Annotated in this window: 24 protein-coding genes; 9 read left to right on the top strand and 15 right to left on the bottom strand. The window is 64.5% G+C overall.

Features of this window, described 5'->3' with window-relative positions:
• Positions 1-2: 2 nt before the first annotated feature.
• The 5 genes from M2343_RS02175 to M2343_RS02155 are packed head-to-tail and all read right to left on the bottom strand — an operon-like array spanning position 3 to position 7,344.
• The gene (locus M2343_RS02175) at positions 3-1,313 is read right to left on the bottom strand and encodes a TRAP transporter large permease (RefSeq protein ID WP_264575421.1); all 1,311 of its coding nucleotides are present in this window, start codon (positions 1,311-1,313) and stop codon (positions 3-5) included.
• Entirely contained in the window at positions 1,310-1,762 is a 453-nt protein-coding gene (locus tag M2343_RS02170; RefSeq protein ID WP_181560754.1) for a TRAP transporter small permease subunit, read from the bottom strand. The genes M2343_RS02175 and M2343_RS02170 overlap by 4 nt, the downstream gene beginning before the upstream one ends.
• Positions 1,759-2,874: a CapA family protein gene (locus tag M2343_RS02165; protein ID WP_264575420.1), complete on the bottom strand. Its 1,116-nt coding sequence runs from the start codon at positions 2,872-2,874 to the stop codon at positions 1,759-1,761. Before M2343_RS02165 ends, M2343_RS02170 begins: the two co-directional genes overlap by 4 nt.
• Before the next feature lie 13 nt (positions 2,875-2,887).
• Entirely contained in the window at positions 2,888-5,572 is a 2,685-nt protein-coding gene (locus M2343_RS02160) for a TonB-dependent receptor plug domain-containing protein (protein ID WP_264575419.1), read from the bottom strand.
• A gap of 35 nt (positions 5,573-5,607) precedes the next feature.
• Positions 5,608-7,344, bottom strand: coding sequence for a CocE/NonD family hydrolase (locus tag M2343_RS02155; RefSeq protein WP_264575418.1), 1,737 nt, complete (start codon positions 7,342-7,344; stop codon positions 5,608-5,610).
• Between the two features lie 111 nt (positions 7,345-7,455).
• Here M2343_RS02155 and M2343_RS02150 point away from each other — a divergent pair, with 111 nt between their 5' ends.
• Positions 7,456-8,121 carry a GntR family transcriptional regulator gene (locus tag M2343_RS02150; RefSeq protein ID WP_264575417.1) on the top strand — a complete coding sequence of 222 codons (666 nt, stop codon included), beginning with the start codon at positions 7,456-7,458 and terminating at the stop codon, positions 8,119-8,121.
• A 94-nt stretch (positions 8,122-8,215) separates the two neighbouring features.
• On the opposite strand, the gene M2343_RS02145 is transcribed toward M2343_RS02150, so the two are convergent.
• The 7 genes from M2343_RS02145 to glmU form a co-directional block, all read right to left on the bottom strand.
• Positions 8,216-9,247, bottom strand: a complete 1,032-nt coding sequence (locus M2343_RS02145) for a tetratricopeptide repeat protein (RefSeq protein WP_264575416.1) — start codon at positions 9,245-9,247, stop codon at positions 8,216-8,218.
• On the bottom strand, positions 9,244-10,137 hold the full coding sequence (locus tag M2343_RS02140; RefSeq protein ID WP_264575415.1) for a hypothetical protein: 894 nt from the start codon (positions 10,135-10,137) through the stop codon (positions 9,244-9,246). The genes M2343_RS02145 and M2343_RS02140 overlap by 4 nt, the downstream gene beginning before the upstream one ends.
• Positions 10,138-10,157: 20 nt before the next feature.
• A complete protein-coding gene (locus tag M2343_RS02135; protein ID WP_264573218.1) occupies positions 10,158-10,499 on the bottom strand; it encodes a hypothetical protein in 342 nt (113 codons plus the stop codon).
• Positions 10,500-10,969: 470 nt separating this feature from the next.
• Positions 10,970-12,793, bottom strand: a complete 1,824-nt coding sequence (gene glmS / locus M2343_RS02130) for a glutamine--fructose-6-phosphate transaminase (isomerizing) (RefSeq protein WP_264575414.1) — start codon at positions 12,791-12,793, stop codon at positions 10,970-10,972.
• A 21-nt stretch (positions 12,794-12,814) separates the two neighbouring features.
• Positions 12,815-13,183, bottom strand: coding sequence for a type II toxin-antitoxin system VapC family toxin (locus tag M2343_RS02125; protein WP_264575413.1), 369 nt, complete (start codon positions 13,181-13,183; stop codon positions 12,815-12,817).
• Positions 13,180-13,440: a ribbon-helix-helix protein, CopG family gene (locus tag M2343_RS02120; RefSeq protein WP_181560140.1), complete on the bottom strand. Its 261-nt coding sequence runs from the start codon at positions 13,438-13,440 to the stop codon at positions 13,180-13,182. Before M2343_RS02120 ends, M2343_RS02125 begins: the two co-directional genes overlap by 4 nt.
• Positions 13,441-13,783: 343 nt before the next feature.
• On the bottom strand, positions 13,784-15,100 hold the full coding sequence (glmU, locus tag M2343_RS02115; RefSeq protein WP_264577473.1) for a bifunctional UDP-N-acetylglucosamine diphosphorylase/glucosamine-1-phosphate N-acetyltransferase GlmU: 1,317 nt from the start codon (positions 15,098-15,100) through the stop codon (positions 13,784-13,786).
• 167 nt (positions 15,101-15,267) lie between these two features.
• Here glmU and M2343_RS02110 point away from each other — a divergent pair, with 167 nt between their 5' ends.
• The 8 genes from M2343_RS02110 to phoB all read left to right on the top strand — a co-directional run bounded on the left by M2343_RS02110 (position 15,268) and on the right by phoB (position 23,371).
• The gene (locus M2343_RS02110) at positions 15,268-15,942 is read left to right on the top strand and encodes an HAD hydrolase-like protein (protein WP_264575412.1); all 675 of its coding nucleotides are present in this window, start codon (positions 15,268-15,270) and stop codon (positions 15,940-15,942) included.
• A gap of 70 nt (positions 15,943-16,012) precedes the next feature.
• Positions 16,013-17,302, top strand: a complete 1,290-nt coding sequence (locus M2343_RS02105; protein ID WP_264575411.1) for a sensor histidine kinase — start codon at positions 16,013-16,015, stop codon at positions 17,300-17,302.
• An 80-nt stretch (positions 17,303-17,382) separates the two neighbouring features.
• On the top strand, positions 17,383-18,417 hold the full coding sequence (locus M2343_RS02100) for a substrate-binding domain-containing protein (protein ID WP_264575410.1): 1,035 nt from the start codon (positions 17,383-17,385) through the stop codon (positions 18,415-18,417).
• 77 nt (positions 18,418-18,494) lie between these two features.
• Positions 18,495-19,877, top strand: a complete 1,383-nt coding sequence (gene pstC / locus M2343_RS02095; RefSeq protein WP_264575409.1) for a phosphate ABC transporter permease subunit PstC — start codon at positions 18,495-18,497, stop codon at positions 19,875-19,877.
• A complete protein-coding gene (gene pstA, locus M2343_RS02090; RefSeq protein WP_264575408.1) occupies positions 19,874-21,166 on the top strand; it encodes a phosphate ABC transporter permease PstA in 1,293 nt (430 codons plus the stop codon). The genes pstC and pstA overlap by 4 nt, the downstream gene beginning before the upstream one ends.
• Complete coding sequence (gene pstB, locus M2343_RS02085) at positions 21,160-21,942, top strand: phosphate ABC transporter ATP-binding protein PstB (protein ID WP_264573226.1); 783 nt, start codon at positions 21,160-21,162, stop codon at positions 21,940-21,942. Before pstA ends, pstB begins: the two co-directional genes overlap by 7 nt.
• Positions 21,943-21,973: 31 nt before the next feature.
• Entirely contained in the window at positions 21,974-22,672 is a 699-nt protein-coding gene (gene phoU / locus M2343_RS02080; RefSeq protein WP_181560146.1) for a phosphate signaling complex protein PhoU, read from the top strand.
• Positions 22,673-22,675: 3 nt separating this feature from the next.
• On the top strand, positions 22,676-23,371 hold the full coding sequence (gene phoB / locus M2343_RS02075; protein WP_181560147.1) for a phosphate regulon transcriptional regulator PhoB: 696 nt from the start codon (positions 22,676-22,678) through the stop codon (positions 23,369-23,371).
• A gap of 36 nt (positions 23,372-23,407) precedes the next feature.
• Here phoB and M2343_RS02070 read toward each other — a convergent pair whose 3' ends face one another.
• The 3 genes from M2343_RS02070 to epsC all read right to left on the bottom strand — a co-directional run bounded on the left by M2343_RS02070 (position 23,408) and on the right by epsC (position 25,971).
• A complete protein-coding gene (locus M2343_RS02070; protein WP_264603853.1) occupies positions 23,408-24,817 on the bottom strand; it encodes an OprO/OprP family phosphate-selective porin in 1,410 nt (469 codons plus the stop codon).
• A 96-nt stretch (positions 24,818-24,913) separates the two neighbouring features.
• Positions 24,914-25,270, bottom strand: coding sequence for a DUF2794 domain-containing protein (locus M2343_RS02065; protein WP_264575406.1), 357 nt, complete (start codon positions 25,268-25,270; stop codon positions 24,914-24,916).
• Positions 25,270-25,971 (bottom strand): serine O-acetyltransferase EpsC, encoded by a 702-nt coding sequence (epsC, locus tag M2343_RS02060; RefSeq protein ID WP_181560150.1) that lies wholly within the window; start codon positions 25,969-25,971, stop codon positions 25,270-25,272. The genes M2343_RS02065 and epsC overlap by 1 nt, the downstream gene beginning before the upstream one ends.
• Positions 25,972-26,018: the final 47 nt, after the last annotated feature.

Below are 26,018 nucleotides of genomic sequence, written 5' to 3'. Positions count from 1 at the left end.
GGTCATTGTCCAAATACGGTGGGCAGCCACAGCACCATGGCCGGGAAGAGAATGATGAGCAGCAGGTGGATGAGATCGCTGGCAAGGAAGGGCATCACGCCCCGGAAGATGCGGCCGAGCGGCACATCCTTCGCCACGCCCTGAATCACGTAGAGGTTCATGCCGAGCGGCGGATGGACGAAGCCGATCTCCATCGCGCGGGTGATGAAGATGCCGAACCAGATGGGCGACATGCCCACGCTCTCGACGATCGGGAGCAGGATCGGCGTGGTGAGCAGCATCAGCGCAAGGCCATCCAGCACCGATCCGAGCAGCAGCAGCAGAACCGCCACGACGAGGAGCGTGGGGATGGTGCCGAGGCCCATCTGCGTCACGCTGCTGCCCACTGCCTCGGTGAGACCGGTGACGCTGATGAAGACCGAGAAGGTGATCGCCCCGATGATGACGAGGAAGATAAGGCCGGCAGTGCGCAAGGTCTCCGAGAAGGCGCGGAACAGCACATCCCGATTCAGGCGGCCACGCCAGGCCGTGATGACCAGCGCGCCAGCCGTGCCGATGGACGAGGCCTCCGAGGGGCTGAACCAGCCCAGCACGATGCCGCCCAGCACCACGGCGACCAGCAGCAGCATGTCTGCAATCTTGAGCATCGCCCGGCCACGCTCGGGCCAGCTAGCACGCGCGCTGGCCGGGGCGATCGAGGGCTTCCAGCGGCAGAGCAGCCAGATGACCAGGCAATAGAAGAGCATCTGCGAGATGCCCGGGATCAGCGTCGCAGTGAACAGCTTGCCGATCGATTGCTCGGCAATGATGCCATAAACGATCAACGCGCCGGATGGCGGCAGCATCTGGCCCAGTGTGCCGCCCGCCGCGACCGTGCCGGTCGCCAGGGCGTCGGAATAGCCGCGCTGGCGCATTTCCGGCAGGGCGACGAGGCCGATGGTCGCCGCCGTCGCCAGGCTCGATCCGTTGATCGATCCGAAGCCGGCGCACCCGCCCACCGACGCATAAGCGAGGCCGCCGCGCCGGTGACCGATCATCTTGGCCGCGGCATCGAACAGGTCGCTGCTGGCATTGGCGGAAAAGAAGAGATGCGCCATCAGCATGAAGAGCGGCAGCGTCCCCAGCTCGTAGCGGGTCAGCGTCTCGACCACGACGACGCCCGCCTTGATGAGCGCCGCTTCCGGCCCCAGCACGATCATCAAGCCGCCTACGCCGACAAGGCCGAGCGACACGCCGATCGGCAAGCCGGCCATGAGAATGGTCAACAGAATCAGCAGGCCGATAAAGCCTGTCTCGGGTGTGGCGAACATCATGAGCGGGGCCGCTCGGCGAGCTGGCGGACCAGCAGGACAATGACGACAACAAGCGAGGCATTGAGGAAGGCGCGCATCCACCGCCATGGCACGCCGACCAGTTCGCTCACTTCCTGGCTATTCCAGAGATCGGACGCGAGCCAGCAGGAGCCGGCGAGCAACCCTGCATAGAAGACGATCGAGAGCGCCGTGCAGGTGCGCTCGGCAATGTCGCGCCGAACGCCCGTCAGCCGATCGAGGATCAGATGCACGCGGGCATGGTTCCGGGCGATCGTCGCCGCCACGAGCGCCAGCGCTCCGGCGACCAGAACCGCGACCTGAACCAGCTCGATCGCGCCCTTGAGCGGCAGGCCCGTGTGCCGCCCGATCACGGCGAGCAGGTTCAACAGCGCGGCCGCGATCAGGGCGCCCCCCCCGATCCAGACCATGGCAACCCTGGCAGAATTCATGCGCCAACCTCTTCGACGCGACCATCGGCCGCTATTGCGATGGCAGGCAGTCCCGCCTTTTGCGTGATACGCTCGACATAGGTCCGGATGTCCGCCGCGCGGGCTGGCGAAGCAAGCACGGGCCGCCCCGGCGCGTCGACATCGACGGGGATAATGCCCACGTCCATCGCGCCGCCACCATGGAGACGGATGGTGCCGAGAAAGGCGTTCACCGCTTCAGGATGAAAGGGCGCGAGCGTGTAGGCCGGGTCCGGCTCGAAACCGAAAAGCTTGCGCCGCCGATCCGCCCATTCCGCGCGTGCCGGATGATCCTGCGCCGGACTGAGCGCACTGGTGACGACGCAGCCATTGCCAAGTCCATGGAAGATCGGTTTCCCACGATAAAATTCGATACCGCGCACGATATGCGCATGATGACCAATCACGACGTCCGCCCCCGCATCGATTGCAGTGTGGGAAACCGCTCGTTCGTAAGGCGCGAGTTGCGCGGGTGTGTGGACGATACCCTTGTGGAGCGCCACGAGCACGATGTCCGCCTGCTGGCGCGCGGCCGCGATATCCTCCCGCAAGGTCGCGACGGCCTCTGCGGTCAGCGTGGTGAGCGCAGCCGCCGGCGCAATCGGCGCGCCGTCTGCCGTATCGACCCGCAGAAAGGCGCAGCCGGCAGTATCCTTACCGGCCCAACTGTTTTCCGGGCCAACACAATTATAGCTCAGCAGCGCGATCCGATGGCCACCGCGCGTCACGATCGCTGGCGCGCGGGCGGCTGCAAGCGTCAGCGCCGCGCCGGTGTGATGCACGCCTTGCGCATCGAGACCGGCCAGCGTGTCGGCAATGCCCTGCGAGCCGCAATCGGCGATGTGATTGCCGGCAAGACTGAGCATCCCGAACCCTGCCTGCGCGATGGCGGCGAGATTTTCGGGCGGCGCACCGGGCGCCGGCACATCTCCCTTCAGTTCGACGACACTCGCCGTGTGGGGCACTTCCAGATGCCCCACTGCGAGGTCGGCAGCGCGCAGGGCGGGGGCGATCCCAGCCAGCCAATAGGCGCCATCCGGCTCATCCAGAACCAGATCGCCTGCCAGCACAATCGAGATCGCCTCCTTCGCCACGCACTCCGCTCCCTTAGAAGGACTTGCGCACGCTGACGGCGAAGAGCCTCCCAATGGGATCGCTCGCCGTCGCGTCATAGCCACCGCCGCCATTGCCGTTGGGCGCCAGATTGACATAGGGTGGCGCAATATCGAAGACGTTGCGCACTTCCATCGCGAGCGTGAGCCCCTTCTCGAAGAAGCCGGTCGCCTGTGGATCCCCGATGCGCCACGTCAGCGTCAAATCGACAGGGGTATAGCTCTTCACGGACTGCACCGGGTTGGAAAGGTTGTTGGTGTATCCACCAACATGCGTGGCCAGAACACGCGCGCTCAGTGGCCCGTGATCCCAGGTGATGCTGGCCCGCGCCTTGAACTTGAGCGGATTGAAGATGACGTTGCGCCGGTCGACCAGCGGCGCGGCTGGCGTCACGGCGATGTTATACTTGGTGAGGTAGGTACCCGACACGTTGAAGAGCAGATGGTCGTCCGCACCGATGTCCGCTTTCCAGGTTCCGCTGAAGTCGATCCCGCGCGTGATCGACACGCCCAGATTCTGGCTGCGTCCGTCCACGAACAGTGTCACATTGGCCGGATCGCCGCCGGGGAAGGAACCTCCGGCCAGCGCGACGCCCTGGCTCAGCAACTGCTGCACCCGCGCCGCCGCCGCCGATCCACGCAGAATTATGCCCGTGCCGGCATATTGCGCCTCGTTACCCAGGATGGTGAGGTTGGAGAGGTTGGCCAGCACCTGATTCTCATATTTGACATCCCAATAGGTGACGCCGAAACTCAGATTCGATGTCGGCTCGAAGTCCAAGCCGACCGACCAGGTGGTCGCCGTCTCCGGCTTCAGGTCCAGATTGGGACCGGAAAGCGCATAGCCCTGCAGCGGCGCACCGCCCGCCGGGTTCTGGTAGCTCTGGCCGAATATGTTGTTCGAGTTGCCGTAAATCTCGGGGATAGTCGGCGCACGGAACGACGTGCCGTAGCTACCGCGCAGCTTGACGCCGCGCACCGGCTGCCAGTTCAGGCCGAACTTGGGGTTGGTGGTGCTGCCCACGTCACTATACTTGTCGTGGCGCACGGCGGCGTTGAGTTCCAGCCGCTCGAAACCGGGAACCGCGTTGTTCGCCCCAAAGATCGGGATGTAGAGTTCGCCATAGAAGGAGTCCACCTCGCGGCCGAAATAGCGGTAGGTAATCGGCGTCGTCGGCCCGCCGCGAGCGGAGCCAAGCGCGACGTTGAAGTCCTGCCGCTCATAACCCGCCGCCAGCTTCACGTCGCCGCCCGGCAGCGCGAAGAGCGAGCCGTTGAGGCGACCTTCATAGGTCGTCAGGTGGCCATTGGTTGGAGCCAGGAAGATCTGGTCGGCAATCCCGGCCAGCACTGCGGCGCTGGTGCGACCACGGCTGTACGGGTCAAACGCCGTCGCGGGGTTGCTACTGGCGAGCGCGACGTTCAGCGCGGCGTTGTTGATGCCGTGATAAGAGCCTGAGAAATCATTGGTCTTGCCATAGCCGAACAGCACTTCGGCTTCCCAGTCATGGGGCAGCTTAGCACGAAGGCCGGGCGTGATTTGCCAACTTTCCGCAGAACCGAACGAGTCATTGATCGGCACGCTGCTGCCGAAATTATAGTCGAGTGTATAGCTGGTCCCGCTAAAGCCAGCGGGCCGCACGAAGAAGGCGTTCGTCTGCGGCACCGTCAGGCGCGCGTTGGAATAGGCGGAATTCCGGTAAAAATTACGCTTTGAATAGAAGCCGTCATAGAAGACGCTCAGCCAGTCGGTCAGGTCGAAGCGACCCGTGCTATTGAATGAGTCGTAGCGCTGCTCCGGAATGAGATCCTGATTGTCCAGCTCGTCGCACCTGTTGAGCGTGCCTGCCGCCAGCGATCCTGCCGTCGCTTGGGTCACGCCCCCCGCCGGGATGGCGTAGGTCGTACCGTTCGCATTGATGTTACCCGGGGCGCACCGCACGATCCGGTAATCCCCGCCGCCGAAGCTCGTCTGGTTGCTGGTAAAGAAGCCGCGATCGTCGCCACTCAGGTTCGAGCGCTCGACATGCTCGTAGGCGACCATGATCTGCCCGCGTTCAAACACCTTGCCGAGGGCGGCGCCCAGCGTCGTCTCATGGAAGTCGCCCCGCGACGATATGCCCGAGCGCGCGAACACCTCGCCGCCGTCGAGTGACCGACGGGGAATAAGATTCACCACGCCCGCGACCGCATCCGAACCGTAGATGGCGGATGCGCCGTCGGCGACCACCTCGACCCGCTCGACACCCAGCGACGGCAGGACCGACGGATCAATCGAACGGCTGTTGTTGGTCACGCGGTGCCCGTCGATCATCACCAGCGTCGCATAAGGCCCGATGCCGCGCAGGTTCACCGAGTTGCCATAGGTGATGTTGCCGCTTCCGCCCGACTGGCCACGCGAATTTTCCGAGACGCCGAGGTCGAAGACCTGCGGGATTTCCTTAATCATGCGATCGACGGTGACCGCGCTCGAGGCCTCCATCTCGGCCCGGCCAAGTGTCGTGACAGTCGACCCGACCGGCGCTTCGCCGCGCACGCGGCTGCCGGTGATGACGATGTCCGGCGCTGCCGCCTCCTCGTTCTGCGCCACCGCCATGGCGGGCAGAGCCAGTGCTATCAGGCTGCTGCCCAGCTTCAGTGCCGTTCCTGGAGTGATCCTGCCCTTATAATCCTTGCTCATCCCAACCTCCCTCACCGCCCCTGCGGCTTTTATGTTTAATCGACGTTTCCGTTCGCGACCGGCAATTTGACCCAGGAGCCGCCCGCGCTGCCCCGCTCGACCGTGAAAACCGGGGCGGGAGTCTGTTGTATTTCCTTGAGATTGCGCTGGCGGGGGTCCGCACCGGCGATGGTCACGCGCAAACGCGCGCCAGCCGGCACGATCCGCGAGACCGGCGTCAGATCGATCACCAGATTGGCCTGCTGGCCGACCGGGAGAGGTGCTACATCCGCCTTGCGCCCTGAGTGCCAGGGCAGACCCATGACGTCATAGGGTGCCTTGCCATTCTTGCGATGCGCTAGTGCCAGCCGGCCGAAGGCCACGACCTCCGCCTGTCCGTCGGCCGCCACTTGATCCAGATAGACGAAAACATCGGCATCGGGCTTGTCCGCCGAGACGCGCAGGTTCACGACGGGATAGCCGATCAGCTTGAGCGGCTCGTCCAGCGGGGCGCTGGTATAGCTCAGCCCCTTGTCGTCCATGGGCTTGGCCCAGAAGGCAAAATAGTCTGCGCCGGGCAAGTCGTAGCGCACCGTGAACTTGTCCGCGCCCGCGCGATCCGGCTTTGCACCGAGCGTTCCGTCGTTCACCGATCGCGCGGTGCCACTGCGACCGCCGTTCAGGAACCACTGCATTGGCGTGACGTTGGCACCCGGCAACGCGTCGGAGCGGGCATAGCCACCTTTCCCGTCCAATCCCTCGACCCAATAAGTCGCACGCGGCTCTTTCTCGATGCCGTTGTCCGCGCCTTTGAGATAATGGTCGAAATAGCGCACGACTTCGCCAGTGAAGTCGAATCCAGGCGGCGGCACGCAGTGGCTGCCAGGCCCCGCGAGAAACTTCGATCCCTTGAGGTTCGCCGCGCTTAAGATGGACTGGGCCGTTGGCTCGTCATGCCAGTTGCTCCAGAAATAAGTGGCGATGCCCGCCCGCTGGATCGCGTCGAGATAATTATAGACGCCGACTTCCTCCCAGAAGCGATTTCCAGTGAAGGCGGAAACGCTGTCGCGATAGGGCATTCCATACCAGAGGGCGGCCATCGGCGTGTTCTGGGCATGCTGGGCAACGGCTGATTTAAGCTGCTGCCCGTCCGCGTCGCCATCGACCGGGACGCTCGCCAGATCGTCGCTCAACGGCTCGTCCGGCCGGGTGTTGAACTGTGCGGTGATACCGCCGCGCCGCACGAAAGCATATTTGTCGAGGTCCGACGCACCAATGAAAACCGCCTTGAGCGCCGGGGGCGCAGTGGTCGCGGTGTGAAATGTTGTGCCCCCCAGATAGGAGCATCCGATCATGCCGACTTTGCCGCTGGCAAAGGGCTGGCGCGCCAGCCACTCGACCAGATCATGGCCATCTTTCGCCTCCGTGCGGTCCTGAAAACCCCGCCGCGCGCCGAAGGACGCGCCCTTGCCGCGAATATCGGCGACTGCGACCACGTAACCGGCCGAAATCAGCGAGCGCAGCGCCAGGCCGTCCTCCAGCGCGGCTTCCCTGATCGCGCCGTCCTTATCCTTGAAACGAGCGCGATAGGGCGTGAACACGAAGATGACCGGAAGGCGCTTTTCTTCCACCTTGCCGTCACTGGCCGGTCGATAGATATTGACGGCCAGCTTCGTCCCGTCCCGCACAGGCACGTAGAGCGAGCTGCGTTGCACATCTGCATAGTCTTTAGCCGGACCCGGCACGGCTGCCGTAACGGCAGCCAGCGCGCCGATCCATCCAACCGCCCGCATCCTCGCTCTCCTATTGTTGACAATTTCATCAGCGATCAACCCGCCGGATGCAATCAAAAAACAGATGACAATATTGTTGACAATATTGTCAGGAGATTAGACGCTCCTCACATGAACGAGCAGTTGGACAAGCGGGCACCCTCGGCCGTCGAGGTCGCCGACTGGGTGCGTGACCGCATTCGCACAGGCCGTTTTGTGCCCGGCCAGCGGTTGGTCGAAGTGGACATCATCCGGCAAACCGGCGCTAGTCGGTCGAAGGTGCGCGAAGCGTTGCAGCGGCTGGAAGGCGAAGGCCTGGTGCTGATCGAAGAATTCCGCGGGGCATCCGTCCGAAGCACCAGCCTTGAGGAAGCTGCGCAAATTTATCGGGCGCGTCTTGCCCTAGAAGGTATCTGCGCCGCCGACTTCACACGAAACGCCTCGGAGGAACAGAAGCACCAGTTGTGCATCGTCCAGGAGCAACTCGACAAATGCGTGAACGATCGGGCGCCGGATAAGTTTGGGCGGCTGAATATCGAGTGGCATCGACTCATTGTGAAAGGCTCAGGCAACACGGTCATTGCCGAGTTGCTCAAACGCCTGAATGTTCCCATTCACCGAATGCTGTTCGAGAGTTTCTACGATGAGGAGCGCCTGCGTACCGCAAACGCGGACCACCAGAACATGCTGCGCCTCATTTTGGCCGGAGAGGCCGATGCGGCCGAAACGGCCATGCGCAGCCACATCGGTGACGGGTTCAAAACACTGTCAAAAATCGAGAGTGAATTTTATCGATGAGGTTCGTGAGAGCGGTGTTCATCGATTGTCAGGAACGGTGGCCACTGACAGAATCGGCCTAGCCCGCGATAAATCCGGGGCGCGCACCTCAGCGCTATTCCTCTCCGCCATCCTCGACCGCGCTTGAAGCGCTTGCCGCAGCGCGTGCATCGGCGAGCGCCTTCCTCGCCTTGCCGGCGAAGGAGGCCTTCGGGTCCAGCTTCAGGGATCGCTCCAGCAAGGCAATCGCTCGCGCATGATTGCGATCACGACCTTGCTTCCCGTCCAACTCGGCCTTCCCAAGCATGAAGCAGCTTTCCGCCTCCCCGAGCCCGCACGCCTTGTCGAACATGCCGAGCGCGCCGCTACGGTCTTTACGGACTCCCTGACCCCGGTGGATCATCATCGCGAGATTGCCGCAAGCGCTCGCGTCGCCAGTCTGACACGTCTTCTCGAACAATTCCGTAGCCCGCACATAGTCACGCGGCACGCCGAGGCCGTCCCGATAGAGAACGCCGAGATTATAGCATGATTTGTCATCGCCCGCGTCGCAGCCTTGCCGGAACAGGCGCGCGGCTTCTGCATGATTCCGGCGCAATCCCTTGCCCAGCGAATAGGCAGCGCCGAGGTTCATGCATCCGTCGGACGATCCCTTGTCGCAGGCTTGCCTGAAGAGAGCAGCGGCGCGGACGTCATCCTTCGTAACGCCATCCCCGCGAATATAAGCGAGGCCGAGGTTCGAGCATCCGGTGGCATCGCCGCTCCGGCAGGCATAGGCATAATAAGCGGTGGCTCGGTCCATCGACAGGGCAACGCCCTGCCCCTGCCCATAAGCGAAGCCGGCCATGGTGCAGCTTGCCATATCACCAAGATTGCACGCCTTGCCGGCAAAATAGGTCGCCCGCACCAGATCGCGGGCGACACCCCGGCCTTCACGGTAGCGCTCGCCCAGTTCGGCGCAACTGTCCGCATCCTCTCCGTCGCAGCGCGTGACAAGGTCCGGCACGGAGGTCAGCGCGTCCTCTTGTGACGCCTCCATTCCTGGGGGCGCTTGCGTTGCTGTCGCGACTTCCTGCGCCTGCGCAGGAGGCACCACGGAGGCGATTGCCAGCGCGAGGACGACCATGGGCCGCAAGGCCGAGGTCATCCGCCTTGTCCCTCGGCGCCCTCCCGGACGAGCTGTGCGCGAAAGCGCAGCGATTGCGGCGTAGCCTCAAGCACGTCGATCATGAAGTCGCCGATATGAACTGTCTTTTGCGCTCGCGGAAAGCGCATGGGCTGGCCGGAACCGGCATGAGCGAGGTCGTCGATGCTGTAGCCACGCTTCTCGAACACCAACTCGCCATTCTTCACGCCCAGATAGGCAATGTCATAAATCTGCCCGACCACATCCGTGTCGTAATCACTGGCGATGGGGATCTGCACACCCTTCGCATAATCCCGTGGCGGAACGACGGCATGTCCCGCCCGCGTGGTCTGCGGGGTGCCGAAGGTTTCAACGCCGGGCGCCTTCGAGCGAATGACTGGCACCTTGGGATCAAGGCGCATGCGTTCGTGGATTGCCGCCGGGCTTTCCGACGCCTGGGTGTCAGCGATCAGGGCTTCGGCAAAAGCGACTTCGTCGATCTGCAGGGGGAAGCCGTCACTCTGCGCGCGATCCGCGGCGCAGACGAACTGCAATTGCGCATCGCCGATCGTGTTGGGCAGGACGGCTTCGGTCGGAAAGCTCACGGCGGTCTCGTCGAGCCGTTGATCCTCAGCGTCATAGCGCATCGCCATATCCCAGCTTTCGGTGCGCTTCTTGCAGTCGGTCACCATATAGGCGCGGATGAGGGCCGCTGGATCATTGGGATCGCGGATCACCTGGCTGGCCTGATACCGGACGATATCGCCCTCACGCTCGATGGAGCCCACATCAACGAAAAGAACCCGGTCTGCACCCTGTGCCACGAACCACCACTGCGAAGAGCGCGCCTGGGCGGCCATCGGCGCCAGCGCGAGCAGACCGCATAGCAACGTACCGATTTTGCCGTTCAACAGCTGTCCTTTCCTCATGGTCATTTGCCGGGCGATTCCGCCTCTGGCGCGCCTAGCGGCTCAATGGATTTGCCGTCCTTGGTACAGGTAAACCGCGACGCGCGCAGGGGCGGTTGCACGCTCACCGCATCTGCCCGCCAGATTTGCCCTTGCTCCGGGCTGGACGTCATCGCACTGCGGTCGATACGCATGCCCGCCTCCGGCGCCAGCTCTTCTTCGAAAAACCGAACGCACTTCTGAACGGCGCTATCCGTGATCCCGGCAATCACGACCTCATCTTCGCCGATACCGGCGGGCAGCATGCCGGCGACAGGATCTGCCCTCACCACATCTTGCGGTGGGGCCGCGGCAGCGACCAGCATTGTTATCATGAGCATAGGATGAGACCTCTACAAGCGGAAACAGGCTCTTGTGGCCACCGATGCGCAGGATATGAAACTGTTTTTCCCAATCGATCGTCCAGCCGTGCGACGCTGCCGTTGGCACGACGGTCGACGGAAACACGCACACCCTACTTCGGCCGCCAGTAAGGTGCCGTGGTTGCGTGGGCACGCATGAGCAGCAGCCACCCTGCGCAACTAGCGGATCGGCGTTAAGACCGGAGGTCCGGTGCATGGCCGATCTGTACTATCATTCTTGCTCAGATGCTAACCACCCGGCCACTGGCATGCCCTTTCGACAAGATGCACTTTTGAAGATACCAATGCCTAAATACTTATATTATTTCGGAATAATCTGACAATTTTAATTGTCGCAAATTCGAAATCGGCGAATTTTAATCGCCATTTAAAAAACTATACGCGCCGCAAGGGGCCACGCTCAGAGGTCGAACCTACTCCACCGTCACGCTCTTCGCCAAATTCCGGGGCTGGTCGACATCCGTGCCCTTGAGCACCGCGACGTGGTAGGCGAGCAGTTGCACGGGTACGGCATAGACCATCGGCGCGATGAGGGGGTGGACCTTGGGGAGTGCGAGCGTCGCGAGGCAGCCTTCGCCGGCGGCGGCGATGCCCTCCTCGTCCGAGATCAGCACGACCTTGCCGCCGCGGGCCTGCACTTCCTGCATGTTGGAGACGGTCTTCTCGAACAGCGGGCCTGAGGGCGCGATGACGATGACCGGCACCGCCTCGTCGATCAGCGCGATGGGGCCATGCTTCATTTCACCCGCCGCATAACCTTCGGCATGGATGTAGCTGATTTCCTTGAGCTTCAGCGCACCTTCGAGGGCCAGCGGATAATCGGTGCCGCGCCCCAGATAGAGCACATCCCGCGCGGGCGCGATATGCGGCGCGAGGGCCTGGATCGCCTCGTCCTGCATCAGCGCCTGATTGATCGCGGCCGGGGCCTCGGCCAAGTGGCCGACGATCCGCTGCTCTTCCTCGCGCGTCAGCCGCCCCTTGGCGCGGGCGAGATTGGCCGCGAGCGCCGCGAGCACGGCGAGCTGGCAAGTGAAGGCCTTGGTCGAGGCGACGCCGATCTCCGGGCCCGCATGGGTCGGCAGCAGCAGGTCCGCCTCGCGCGCCATCGAGCTGGTCGGCACGTTGACGACGACGGCGATCTTCTGCCCTTCCGCCTTGGCATGGCGCAACGCCGCGAGCGTATCGGCCGTCTCGCCGGACTGGGAGATGAAGAGGGCAAGGCCGCCCGCCTCCATCACCGGCTCGCGATAGCGAAATTCCGAGGCGAAATCGAGATCGACCGGCACCCGGGCGAACTGCTCGAACCAGTATTTGGCGACCATGCCGGCATAGAAACTGGTGCCGCACGCAACAATCGTAACCCGGCCGATGGCCGACAGGTCGAAGTCCGGAATCGGCAGCGAGAGCGTGTCGTCGATCCGCCGGAGGTAGCTGCGCAGCGTCTGCGCCACCACCACGGGTTGCTCGTAAATCTCCTTGAGCATGAAGTGGCGGTGATTGCCCTTATCGATCATCGCGCCGGACACGCCGGAAATGGTGACCGCGCGCTCGACGGGATTGTTGGCCCGGTCGAACACCTGCGCGCCCTCGCGCGTCACCACCACCCAGTCGCCCTCGTCCAGATAGGCGATGCGCTGGGTGAGCGGGGCCAGCGCCAGCGCGTCCGATCCGAGATAGGTCTCGCCATCGCCATGGCCGACCACCAGCGGCGAGCCAAGGCGCGCGCCGATCAACAGATCAGGGTGACGACGGAACAGGATGGCGAGCGCGAAGGCGCCGTGCAGACGAGGCAGGACCTGCCTCACCGCCTCCTGCGGCGCGGCGCCCTGCTCAACCAGCTCACTGACGAGATGCGCGACGACCTCGGTATCGGTCTCGCTGGCGAACACCCGCCCGCGCCCGATCAGCTCATCGCGCAGCGCCTTGAAATTCTCGATGATGCCATTGTGGACCACCGCGACTTCGTCCGTCGCATGGGGGTGCGCGTTGCTCGTGGTCGGCGCGCCATGGGTGGCCCAGCGGGTATGGGCGATCCCCGTCGCGCCCGCCAGCGGCTCGGCGGCCAGCACGCGAGCAAGATTGACCAGCTTGCCCTCGGCCCGCCGCCGCTCAATCCGGCCATCCACGATCGTGGCGACGCCGGCGGAATCATAGCCGCGATATTCGAGCCGCCGCAGCCCGTCGAGCAGGCGCTCCGCAACATCCTGCGTGCCGACGATGCCGATGATTCCGCACATGGGGGTGAGCCTTCCTTGAATTCAGATCGTGTAGGGGATGCGGATGCCCGGCATATTGGCCGGGAAATCCCTGCTGTTGCGCGTCACCAATATGCGCCCGCTCAACTGGGCCGATGCCAGAATGATGGCATCAGGCAATTTCAGCGAGCCGCGCTGCTGCCGAAGCGATGCGGCCCGCCGCCCCACTTCCTCGCTCACTTCCGCGATCGCGAAAAGATCCAGAAAGCGCTCGGTATCGGCATGGAGCCCGTCCGGGGCGCCGGCCATGATCTCGATCCAGCTGATCCGGCTGATCCACGGTCGGCGGGCGCGCTGCAGCTCCGCCCAGGCCTGCGGGCGTTCATGAAGCGCATCGATGAGAATATTGGTGTCGAAGTAGAACTCGCTCACGGCTGAGGTGCGCCCTCGGCGCTCTCCCAGTCCCGATCCCACTCGCCACGGGCGTGACGTTCATAGGCCAGCCCATCCACTGACGAGCCATGCTGCGCCCAGAGGCCGAAAAAACGCTCCACTCCCTGCATGGACTGGGCGGCACGATAGCTGCTGACGGCCTCGCGGAGGATGGCCGCGCGGGATGTCCCCTGCTGCGCGGCCTGCTCCTCAAGCCACTTCACATCGTCGTCGGAAAGGTCAGCCAGGAAGCGCATGATATATTGATATCATATCGTGATATCATGTCAATGCGTGCCTCGGCCACGCAAGAAAAGAGGGCGAACCACATAGCTGGCCGCCCTCTTTCCTATCCCAACTGCCCAAATGCACCCGGCGGCGCATTTCCCACGGACAGGTTCGGCTCGCACCGATAAGGATCGATGATCAGCGCTGCACTCCCCACAACCGGGCAAAGCCGATTGTGTCCCACGAAGGATCGCTGCTCATCTGCTGGGCTCGACCCTCTCAAAAATGCTGCCAGGGCGATTGGACATTTTCGACAATCCCGCAGAAATTTTCCTCCGTTCGTCGATAAAATGCCACCGGATGGCAAGTGCCTCAGCTGTCTTTCTTGTGCGCCGCACTTTTCTTTTTGCGCATCGCGTCATGGAAGCGATCGGCCCAGCCCGGCTTCACGAACTGTTCCGCGCGGACCAAGCGTAGCTCTCCGTCCCCGACATCGCGCGATACGGCGCTGCCTGCCGCGACGATGGCATCCCGGCCGATCCGCACCGGCGCGATCAGCGCGCTGTTGGAGCCGATAAAGGCGCGGTCGCCGATCACTGTTTCGTGCTTGAAATAGCCGTCATAGTTGCAAGTGATCGTGCCGGCACCGATGTTCACCGCCTCGCCCACCTGCGCGTCGCCGACATAGGAGAGATGGTTCACCTTGCTCCCCGCGCCCAGCACGGCCTTCTTGATCTCGACGAAATTGCCGACCTTGGTCTTTTCGCCCAGCCGCGCGCCGGGCCGCAGCCGCGCGAACGGCCCGACCGAGGCATCGCGGCCCACATGCGCACCCTCCAAATGGCTGAAGGCATGGATCGTCGCGCCCTCCTCCACCACCACGCCGGGGGCGAAGATCACATTCGGCTCGACGGTCACGTCGCGGCCCAATTGGGTGTCATAAGCGAAAAACACGGTCTCCGGCGCGACCAGCGTCACACCGTCGCGCATCGCTTCCGCGCGCCGTGCCTGCTGCCAGCTCGCCTCGACCGCCGCCAGTTCGGCCCGGCTGTTCACGCCGGCGACCTCATCAGCGCTGGTTTCGATGACCGCGCTCGCCCGCCCGTCGACGGCAGCGAGCATCACGATATCCGGCAGATAATATTCACCCGCTGCATTATCATTGCTAACCCGGTCGAGCAGCGCGAACAGATCCTCGGCCCGCACGGCCATCAGGCCGGAATTGCACAGATCCTCGGCGCGCTCGGCCTCAGTCGCGTCCTTATACTCGACCATCTTGCCAATGCGTCCATCGGCAGTGGCGATGATGCGGCCATAAGCGGCGGGGTCGCGCGGGCGGAAGCCGAGCACGACGCAGGCCGGCGCATCCTCGTCATGCAGGCGTGCGATCATCGCGCGCATGGTCTCGGCGCGCACCAAGGGCACATCGCCGTAGAGAATGAGCACATCGCCCGCAAAGCCCTGTAACGCCGCCGCGCTCTGCGCCACGGCGTGGCCCGTGCCGAGCTGTTCGGCCTGCACCGCGATGTCGATCCCGCGACCGGCCACGGCGGCCTCCACCTGCTCGCGCCCGGCGCCGACCACGACGATCTGCCGCGCCGGATCGAGCGCGCCGGCGCTTGCCAGCAGGTGGAGCAGCATCGGGCGGCCAGCGAGCGGATGCAGCACCTTGTGCCTGGCCGACTTCATGCGCGTCCCCTGGCCGGCAGCAAGAATGATAACGGCAAGCGGGCGGTTGATCGGATCGGGCACGGGCACTCTCTTGTTGGCGAGATCGAGGGGCGATCAGGACAGGGCAGGCAAGCCTTGCCATGTTTGACTTGATCGCGCCACTGCCCAGAAGGCATGGGGCAGCGATGACCACCTTTGCTTTCGACCTTGTCGGCTTCGATCTTGACGGCACGCTGCTGGATACCGGCGCGGACCTGACCGCCGCCGTCAATCACGCGCTCGCCACCCGCGGTTACGGCCCCTTTCCGGTCGAGACCATTCGCCCGTTCATCGGCAAGGGTGCGCGGCGCATGCTGGCGCGGGCACTGCAGGAATCGGGTGAGCAGGACGAGGCGCTGGTCGATGCGCTGCTGCCGATCCTGCTGGACCATTATGCCGCCAACATCGCGGTGCATACCCAACCCTATCCGGGCCTGATCGTTGCCATGGACGCACTTTCCGCGCGCGGGGTGCGACTGGCCGTCTGCACCAACAAGCGCGAGGCACTGGCGCGCAGCCTGCTCGATCAGCTCGGCCTCACCCACCGCTTCGCCGCCATCGTGGGCGGCGACACGCTCGGCCCCAACCGGATGAAGCCGCTGCCCGATCTGCTGCTGGATATGGTCGAGAAGGCCGGCGGCGGCCGCACCATCTTCCTGGGCGATACCGACAATGACACCCTGGCCGCCCGTGCTGCCGCCATCCCCTCGATTGCGGTCAGCTTCGGCTTCGTGCCCTGCACGGCGGAAGAGATTGGCGCGGATGCCGGCATCGACCATTATGACGAGTTGGTACCGCTGTTGGAGCGCTGGACGGTCTAAGCCCCTCCCCGCCCCAGCGCCGCGATCTTTGGAATCGCGCTGGCAGAGCGAATCATCTACGGGGTTGCCCATGGCCCGCATCGATCGCTCGATCTGGATTTTGCTGCTGACGGGGGCGCTCGCGACCGTCATCGTCTACGCCCTGACCGGCAGCGCGGAAGCCACGTTGACCTCGGCGGTGGCCTGCCTGTTCGGCGTCGCGCTGCTCTTCGATGCGCTGGAGCGCCGCGCAACGCCGTCCCTGATCTCGGCACCTGCCCCTGACGCAAATGGCGCGAGCCTCAGCCAGATCGACACGCTGCTCCAAGCCTTGCCGCATCCGAGCCTGATCGTGGAGCGCGGGCGGATCGAGCGCTGCAATGACGCCGCGCTGGCGCTGCTCGGCCGCCACATCATCGGGCAGGACGTGCGGCTGGCGCTGCGCCACCCGGCCGCGATCGATCTGCTCACCGGTCCCAATCAGGCGCAGGCCCCCGCCCGCGTTGACATCATCGGCCTGGGCGCCGCCGGCCAAAGCTGGGCGCTCGACATTCAGCCGATTGCCAATGGCCGCCTGCTCGCCTTGCTCTTTGACCAGAGCGACAAGCAGGCCGCCGAGCGGATGCGCGTGGATTTCGTCGCCAATGCCAGCCACGAGCTGCGCACGCCGCTGGCCGGCATCCTCGGCTTCATCGAAACCCTGCGCGACCCGGTCGCTGGCGCGGATGCCGCCACCCGCGAGCGCTTCCTCACCATCATGGATGGCGAGGCACGACGGATGCAGCGGCTGGTGGACGATCTCATGTCCCTCTCCCGCATCGAGGCGGACAAATATCGCTCGCCCGACCAGCCGGTGGCCTTCGCCCCGCTGGTGGAGGAAGTGGTGCAGGTGTTCCGCCAGGGGCAGAACAAGCGCGGGCAGGATATCGTGACGCAGGTCGACCCGGACTTGCCGCCGGTGCGCGGCGACCGTGCGCAGTTGAGCCAGCTGCTTCACAACCTCATCAGCAATGCGCTCAAATATGGCGCGGCCGGCACGGCGGTGACGGTTCGGGCCGAGCCGCATGAGCGCAACATGGTGCTGCTAGCGGTGAGCGATCAGGGCGAGGGCATTCCACCCGAACACCTCCCCCGCCTCACCGAGCGCTTCTACCGAATCGACTCAAGCCGCAGCCGCGCGATGGGCGGAACGGGCCTCGGCCTCGCCATTGTGAAGCACATCGTGCAGCGTCATGGCGGAATTCTTCAGTTCGACAGCAAGGTCGGGGTCGGCACCACCGTGCGGGTGGAACTGCCGGTCTTCCGCGCTCTTGCGGGCGAGGACGCCGCGGCCGGCGCCGCGCGAGCCGCACCTGCCGGGGTGACCGAGTCACAAAAGTGAAACAGAAACGTCACACAGGCGCGAGGAACCCGGTTCTAAGGCGACGCCGGGCAACACAAGCGCCTCCCGGAGACCAGTCCATGCGTCATGCATTTTTCGCCGCGTCCCTGCTCATGCTCGCGGCCTGCCAGAACCAGCCCGGTGGCGGCGCGCGCGATCAGATCCGCGCTGTCGGCTCTTCCACTGTCTATCCCTTCGCGCAGGAGGCAGTGCGCCTCTTCCAGAATGACAATCCCGGCGTGAAAGCGCCGATCATCGAATCCACCGGCACCGGTGCCGGCATCAGCCTGTTCTGCAAGGGCGTCGGCGCCCAGAACCCGGATATTGCCAACGCCTCTCGCCGGATGAAGAAATCCGAGTTCGAGGCGTGCAAGGCGAACGGCGTCAACGAGATCATCGAAATCCAGATCGGCCTCGATGGCCTGGCGCTGGCGGAGTCCGTGAAAGGCCCCAAGATCGCGCTGACCACCAAGCAGGTCTACGAAGCGCTGGCCGCCAATCCTTATGGCAAGGGCCCGAACAAGGCCAAGACCTGGAAGGACATCGACCCCGCGCTGCCTGCCATTGCCATCTCCGTCTTCGGCCCGCCCTCGACCTCCGGCACGCGCGATTCGCTGGCCGAGCTGATCCTGACCCCGGGCTGCGACACCGACCCGGCCATGAAGGAACTCAAGGCCAAGGATGAAGACAAGCACAAGCAGCTCTGCACGCAGATCCGCGAGGACGGCGCCTATGTCGATGCCGGCGAGAATGACAATCTGATCGTGCAGAAGCTCAATGCCAATCCCGATGCGGTCGGCATCTTCGGCTTCTCCTTCCTCGACGCCAATCGCGACACGGTGCGCGATATCGCCATCAATGGGCAGGAAGCGACTTATGAAACTGTTGCCGGCGGCTCCTATCCCGGTGCCCGTCCGCTCTACATCTATGTGAAGAAGGCCCATCTCGCGGCCATTCCGGGCCTCAAGGCCTATATGGAAGCCTTCGCTAAGAACTGGGCACCCGATGGCGCGCTGGCCCGCCGTGGCATGGTCGCCGCGCCCGAAGATGTGCGCACGGCCAATGCCGAGCGCATCGCAAACCTCACCGTGCTGAACGGCGACGAACTGCACTGATCGGACAATCCAACCGGTGACGGCGCGCTGCCGCCACCGGTTCCTGCCAGGTTGAATGGCCAAGGGGGTATGAGCGAATGACCGGCGTAATGATCGTCCTGATCATAGGCGCGCTTGGGGTGATCGGCTGGATCATCGCCCGGGCACGCGCCACCCGGCTGCAGGCGGAAGTCGGCCGTCTGGCAACCAACAGCCGCCCCACCCAGCACGGTTGGTATGTGGCGCTGTGGACCATGCTGCCGGCTTTCGCCTTCCTCGCAGTCTGGGCGAATGTGATGCCCGCGCTGATCGCGGACTCGGTGCTGGCCACGCCCGCAGCGCAGACCCTGCCCACCGATGATTTTTCGCGCAACGCGATCCTTGCCGAAGCACAATCCATTGCCAGCGGGTCGCAGGCGGCGGCCTTCAATCCGCAAGCCACGGAGCTGGTTGAGCCCTATCGCGTCGCGACGATGCGTTATTCGACCATGGGCGCGATCCTCGCCGCGATCCTGGCCTTTGCCTGCGGCGCCTATGCCCTCTCGCGCGTCCGCCCCACCTTCACCGCGCGCCACCGCGTCGAGAAGGTGGTGATGTGGTCGCTGCTCGGCGCCTCGTTGATCGCCATCGTCACCACCGCCGGCATCGTCGCCTCGCTGGTGTTTGAATCGATGCGCTTCTTCTCGATGGTCAACCCGCTCAACTTCCTGTTCGGCCTCAACTGGAGCCCGCAATCGGCCGCGATGGGCTATGGCAATGAGGACGCCTTTGGCGCAGTGCCGCTGTTCTGGGGCACGATCTTCATCGGCGCCATCATTGCCATGATCGTCGCCATTCCGCTCGGGCTGATGAGCGCCATCTACCTCACCCAATATGCCCGCCCGACGACGCGCAAGTGGATGAAACCCATCCTTGAGGTGCTCGCCGGCGTTCCGACGGTGGTCTATGGCTATTTCGCCGCGCTGACTGTGGCGCCGGCACTGCGTAGCCTCGCGGTCTCACTCGGCATTTCCAACGCATCCTCCGAGAGCGCGTTGGCCGCGGGCCTCGTCATGGGCATCATGATCATCCCCTTCGTCTCCTCCATGGCGGACGACAGCATTGCCGCCGTGCCGCAATCGATGCGCGACGGCAGCCTCGCCATGGGCGCGACGACCAGCGAGACGATCCGCAAGGTGCTCATCCCCGCCGCGCTGCCCGGCGTTGTCGGCGGCGTGCTGCTGGCGGTGAGCCGGGCCATCGGCGAGACGATGATCGTGGTGATGGCCGCCGGCCTTGCCGCCAACCTCACACTCAATCCCTTCTCCAGCGTGACGACCGTGACCACGCAGATGGTCCAGTTGCTGACCGGTGACCAGGAGTTCGACAGCGCCAAGACGCTCGCCGCCTTCGCCCTCGGGCTGGTGCTGTTCGTCGTCACATTGCTGCTCAACATCGTCGCCCTGCGGGTCGTGAAGAAATATCGGGAGGCTTACGAATGAGCGGCGAGACTGTTCTCGACCGGGCTGCGGCCAGCGACCGCGCCGAACGCGCGCCGACCGACTGGCGCGGCGACGCGATGAAGCGCCGCATTGCGCGCCGCTATGCCGCCGAGCGCCGGTTCCGCCTCTGGGGCATGGCTGCGGTGCTGGTCTCGGCAGGCTTCCTCGCCTTCCTGCTCATCTCCATGATGGGCAATGGCCTGCGTGGCTTCACGCAGACGGAAGTCGCCGTGCCCATCGATTTCCCGCGCTCGCCCGCACTGATCGATCCGGCGGTGCTGGCGACCAACCCCGAGCAGGCGCTGGCCAGTGCCAATCTGCCGGCGGTGCTGGAGCAGGCCACGAGGGAGGCGTTCGGCCTCCCCGAGACCCAGATCCTCTCGCCCAACGCCGTACTCACCTTGCGCAAGGCGATCATCAGCGATCCGACGATTCTCCAGCGCAAGGCCACGGTGAGCCTGCCCGCCTCGACCGGCCTGGACGTGGCAATGAAGAGCGATGGCGCACCCGCCGACGAAGCGCTGGTGACGAAGCTCGGCGATGCCGGCGCGCTCTCGACCGCCTTCAACATCGGCTTCCTCACCGGCAGCGATGGCACGGACCCGACCATGGTTGGCATCTGGGGCGCGCTCAAGGGCTCGCTGATCACGATGGTGATCACGCTGGCGCTGAGTTTCCCCATCGGCGTGTTCGCCGCGCTCTATCTGGAGGAATATGCGCCGCGCAATCGCTGGACCGACCTCATCGAGGTGTCGATCAACAATCTGGCAGCGGTGCCCTCGATCATCTTCGGCCTGCTCGGCCTCGCCATCTTCCTTAACGTGATGCACCTGCCCCGCTCTGCGCCGCTGGTCGGTGGCATGACGCTGGCACTGATGACCATGCCGGTCATCGTCATCGCCGGGCGCAATGCGATCAAGGCGGTGCCACCATCCATCCGCGATGCGGCGCTCGGCATCGGAGCCTCGCCAGTGCAGGTGGTGTTCCACCATGTGCTGCCGCTCGCCCTGCCCGGCATTCTCACCGGCACCATCATCGGCATGGCCCGCGCCTTGGGCGAGACCGCGCCACTGCTGATGATCGGCATGCGTGCCTTCGTCTCGCAGCCGCCGGGCGGCTTCACCGATCCCGCCACCGTGCTGCCAGTCCAGATCTTCCTGTGGTCGGACGAAGTGGGCCGTGGCTTTATTGAAAAGACCTCCGCCGCGATCATCGTGCTGCTCGCCTTCCTGCTCACGATGAACAGCATCGCGATCTTCCTGCGCAACAAATTCGAGAAGAAATGGTAATGGCCGATATTCAGACCAGCGCACCCAAGATGTCCGCTCGCGGCGTCAAGGTCTTCTATGGCGAGAAGCAGGCGATCGACAATGTCTCGATCGATGTGGACCTGGATCATGTGACTGCCTTCATCGGCCCCTCGGGCTGCGGCAAGTCCACCTTTCTGCGCACGCTCAACCGCATGAACGATACGGTGGCGAGCGCGCGGGTTGAAGGCGAGATCACGCTCGACGGCGAGGATATCTACGCCTCCGGCATGGACGTCGTGCAGCTGCGCGCGCGGGTGGGCATGGTGTTCCAGAAGCCCAATCCCTTCCCCAAGTCGATTTATGAGAACATCGCCTATGGACCGCGCATCCACGGCCTTGCCGCCAGCAAGAGCGACCTCGATCAGGTCGTGGAGAAGTCGCTGCGCCGCGCCGGCCTGTGGGAGGAAGTGAAGGACCGCCTCAACGAGAGCGGCACCGCGCTCTCGGGCGGCCAGCAGCAGCGCCTGTGCATTGCGCGCGCGATTGCCGTGGACCCGGAAGTGATCCTGATGGACGAGCCCTGCTCGGCGCTCGACCCGATCGCCACCGCCAAGATCGAAGAGCTGATCCTGGAGCTGCGGGGCAACTACGCCATCGTGATCGTAACGCATAACATGCAGCAGGCGGCGCGCGTCTCCCAGCGGACGGCCTTCTTCCACTTGGGCAAGCTTGTGGAACAGGGGCCGACGACCGAAATCTTCACCAACCCGCGAGAAGAGCGCACCAAGGATTACATCACCGGACGCTACGGCTGACATCGGCCGATTGGATGGACAGGAACGAGCTATGACGGAACACACGCTCAAGGCCTTCGACGACGACATCAACGCCCTGCGGGCGCTGATCGCGGAGATGGGCGGCCTCACCGAGGATGCCATCGACAATGCCATCAAGGCGCTGACGACACGCGATGTGGCGCTCGCCAAGAGCGTCGTTGCCGGCGACGCGCGGATCGACGAGCTGGACGCGCATATCGAGCGGCTGGTGGTGCAGACCATCGCCCTCCGCGCGCCAATGGCGGACGACCTGCGCGAGATCATCGCGGTGCTCAAGATCGCCGGCATCGTCGAGCGCATGGCCGACTATGCCAAGAACATCGCCAAGCGCGTGGAGACGGTGACGGCCTCCAGCCGCATGGAGCCGCTCTCGCTGCTCCCCTCCATGGCGCAGATCGCCCGCGAGATGGTCAAGTCCGCGCTCGATGCCTTCGCCGCGCGCGATGCGCAGCAGGCGCTGGCCGTGATCGAGCGGGACCGGGCGGTGGACGATTTCTACAATTCCATCTTCCGCACCATGGTGACGTTCATGATGGAGAACCAGAAGATGATCTCCGAGAGCGCCCATGTTCTCTTCATCGCCAAGAATCTGGAGCGCATCGGCGACCACGCCACCAACATCGCCGAGATGGTCCATTATGTCGCGACCGGCGCCAAGCCGCCGGAGCGGGAGAAGGGAACGTCAGTCGACCTGCTGGCGGAGGACTGAGTGGTGGTCCGCGCAAAGATGTTGCTCGTCGAGGACGATGCGGCGCTGGCGGAACTGCTCATCTGGCACTTCCAGCGCGAAGACTTCGACGTCACGCAGACGCCCGACGGCGAGGAAGCGCTCATTCTGGCGCAGGAGAGCACGCCGGATATCGTGCTGCTCGACTGGATGGTGGAGAATCTCTCCGGCATCGAGGTCTGCCGGCGGCTGCGGCGGATGCCGGAGACCGCCAATGTGCCGATCATCATGCTCACTGCGCGCGGCGAGGAAGAAGACCGCGTGCGGGGCCTCGAAACCGGCGCTGACGATTATGTCACCAAGCCGTTCAGCCCGCGGGAGTTGATCGCCCGCGTCAACGCTGTGCTGCGCCGCGTCCGCCCTGCCCTCGCCGGCGAAGTTCTGACCTTTGCCGACCTGGAAATGGATACAGTGGCCCACAAGGTGCGGCGCGCGGGGCAACTCGTCGCGCTCGGCCCCACCGAATTCCGCCTGCTGCGCCATCTGCTCGAACATCCCGGCTGGGTGTTCTCCCGCGAGCGCCTGCTCGACAGCGTTTGGGGGCAGGACAGCGAGATCGAACTGCGCACCGTCGATGTGCATATTCGCCGGCTGCGCAAGGCCGTGAATGCCGGCGGACTGCCGGACATCATCCGCACCGTCCGCTCGGCCGGCTACTCGCTGGATGCCGACGCCGCCTGACCGCGCGCCTTTAGAAACGCGCGGTCGCGCCGCTCGTCAGAATTCGTATTGCGCGCGCAGACCGAAGACGTCACTGCCATAATCGTCGCGCGATCCGGCGAGCACCGGCGTGTCACTGACCTCGACGCGCAGATAATTGGCCAGGAACTTCACCCGCTCGATCGGCACCCAGATGAGCGACACGCCATAGGTCTGCTCGCGGCCGCCATTAATCAGGCCATCGTCGAGATCGAGCCAGTCATAGCGCAGGTTGAGCTGCCAGGCGCCCGAGCCGCCCTTGTCCAGCCCGCGTGTGGGCTTGATCGAGCCGAAGGCGCCGTTGCGATAGCCCCGGCCGGAAGCCCCGGCGAGGATGTAGCCGACTTCCCCATAACCACCAAAGAAGGTCGGATCGGCAAGGCCCGGACGCGCCACTTGTTGCCAGAAGCCTTCCGCTGCCACATGCCACCGCCCCCGCAAGGCCGCAAATTCCAGGCCATAGCCCGTCTCCGCGCTGGCGCTGAACAGGCCGGTGTCTACAAAGCGCACATCGGTCGTCCGCGCGCCGGGCCGGGCGCGATAGTGGAGGACGTCCGTCAGATCGTTCAGCTCCCGGTGATGCAGCGAGCCGCCGAGATGAAGCTGCGTTTCGCCGAGCTTGGGCATGAACACCAGCCGGCCATCCAGCGCATAGCTGTTGCTGGTGACGCCGGACGTGCCCAGCGCCGCGAGATCATCCGCAAAGGCGCCGGCGGAAAGCAGTATGTCGCCGATGCGGTAGGTGGCCGACAGCCCCAGCCGCCGCTCCAGACCAAAGGCCTGCGTATAGGCCGCGCGCTCGAGGAAGCTGGTTTCCAGATCGCTGGTCAGGTCTTCCAGCGTGGTGATGCGGTGATGCCCGACCGTCAGCGTAAGCGGCCCACGCTCATAAGTGAGCCAGGCGTCGGTGAACTGCGCGCTGCCGGACGCGAAATCCAGCTCCAGCCGATAGCCAAAGCCGCCGCCCAGCGTGCCGTCCGCGCCGAGATAGGCGCGGCGCACGTCGGCCGACCAGCCCAAAGTGGGCGCATTGATGCCATCCGGGCGGGAGACGACGTTGGTATCGAGTTGCAGCCGACCGCGTGGTTTGAAGGAAAGCCCCCCCTCGCCGGTAAATTGCGGCGCGCCACGCCAGCTCACTTGGGTGTCCGGCTTGGCGCTCGCTGCGGGCGCAGGGGTGGCCGTCTGGGCAGAGGCGACCGCCGCCTCGGGGGCCGCGGAGGGCGTCGAGGACGCGCCCTGTGTGCCCTCGACCTTGCCGAGCCGGGCCTCCATGCTCTCAAGCTGCGCTCTTAGCCGCGTAATCTCGGCCCGCAGCGCGGCGACGTCATCCGGGGTGGAGGCTTGCGGGGACGCCTGGGCCAGAACAGGCGCAGGAAGCGTCAGCGCACTCGCAGCGAGAAGCGCCGCCATCAGGGGAAATCGCAAGGTCCATGCTCCGTTCAAATGTCGGACGCCGGTATGACAGTTTGATGACAGTTTTGCGACAGTCGGGTGAGAGACCTCGCGGCGACGCGCCTGCCCCTAGTCCTCGATCAGCTTCATCAGCCGGCGTTCGACAGGCGCCAGAATTCCGGCCAGTTCCTGCCCCCGGCGCAGGATGACGCCATTCTCCCCGATCAGCGCCCACATGCCCTGGCGGTTGCGCAGAGACGGGCGCTTCTCGATGCGCACCTCCGGGCGTTCCGCCGTGCGGCGGAAGGCGGAAAAGATCGCGACGTCCCGATTAAGATCGATGGCGTAATCGCGCCACTGCCCCGCCGCGACCATGCGTCCGTACAGATCCATGATCCGCGAGAGTTCCAGTCGGTCGAAACTCGTCTGCGTGGGCGGGCTATTGACCGGTGTGGGCCGGGGAGGAAATGGTGTGACGTTGCTCATCAAGCCGAGGTGCGGGACTGGCCATCAGCGCCGTCCGCGCGCCGGGCTTCCTGCTCGGCGACCAGATCCGCCAACCGCTTGCGCAGCACTTCGACTTCGCACTGGAGAATTTCCAGCTTCTGCGTCGCCGGATCGTAGGTCTCGCTGCAGGGCGTACCATAAGGCGTAAACGGCTTCTGATATTCCTTGGCATCGACCAGCGTCGCGCGGGCTGGAATGCCGATCATCACCGCACCGGCCGGCACGTCCTTGGTCACCACGGCATTGGCCCCCACCCGCGCGCGCTCACCCACGGTGATCGGGCCGAGCACCTGCGAGCCCGATCCGATGATCGCGCCATCGCAGATCGTCGGGTGGCGCTTACCGGCGATTCCGTTCGCCGGATCAGTGCCGCCCAGCGTCACGCACTGGTAGATGGTGACATTGTCGCCAATCAGCGCCGTTTCGCCGATGACCGTGAAGCCGTGATCGATAAAGAAATTCTTTCCGATCGTCGCACCCGGGTGAATGTCGATGGCGGTCAGGAAGCGGGAAAAATGATTGACCAGACGCGCAAGGAAGAAGAGCCGCCAGCGAAACAACTGATGCGCGACCCGATGCAGGCCGAGCGCCCAGACTCCCGGATAAATAAGGATTTCCAGCCGCGAACGCGGCGCGGGATCGCGCTCTTTCACGGAATCGAGATAGGACAAAAGCCCCATGGCAAAGCGTCCCTTGCTGGCCGACAAGAGCAGCTATCTAGTCGCGA

Origin of the sequence: Sphingobium sp. B8D3B, assembly GCF_025961875.1 — a bacterium.
GTDB lineage: Bacteria > Pseudomonadota > Alphaproteobacteria > Sphingomonadales > Sphingomonadaceae > Sphingobium.
This window is presented reverse-complemented; position numbering and strand designations above follow the sequence as displayed.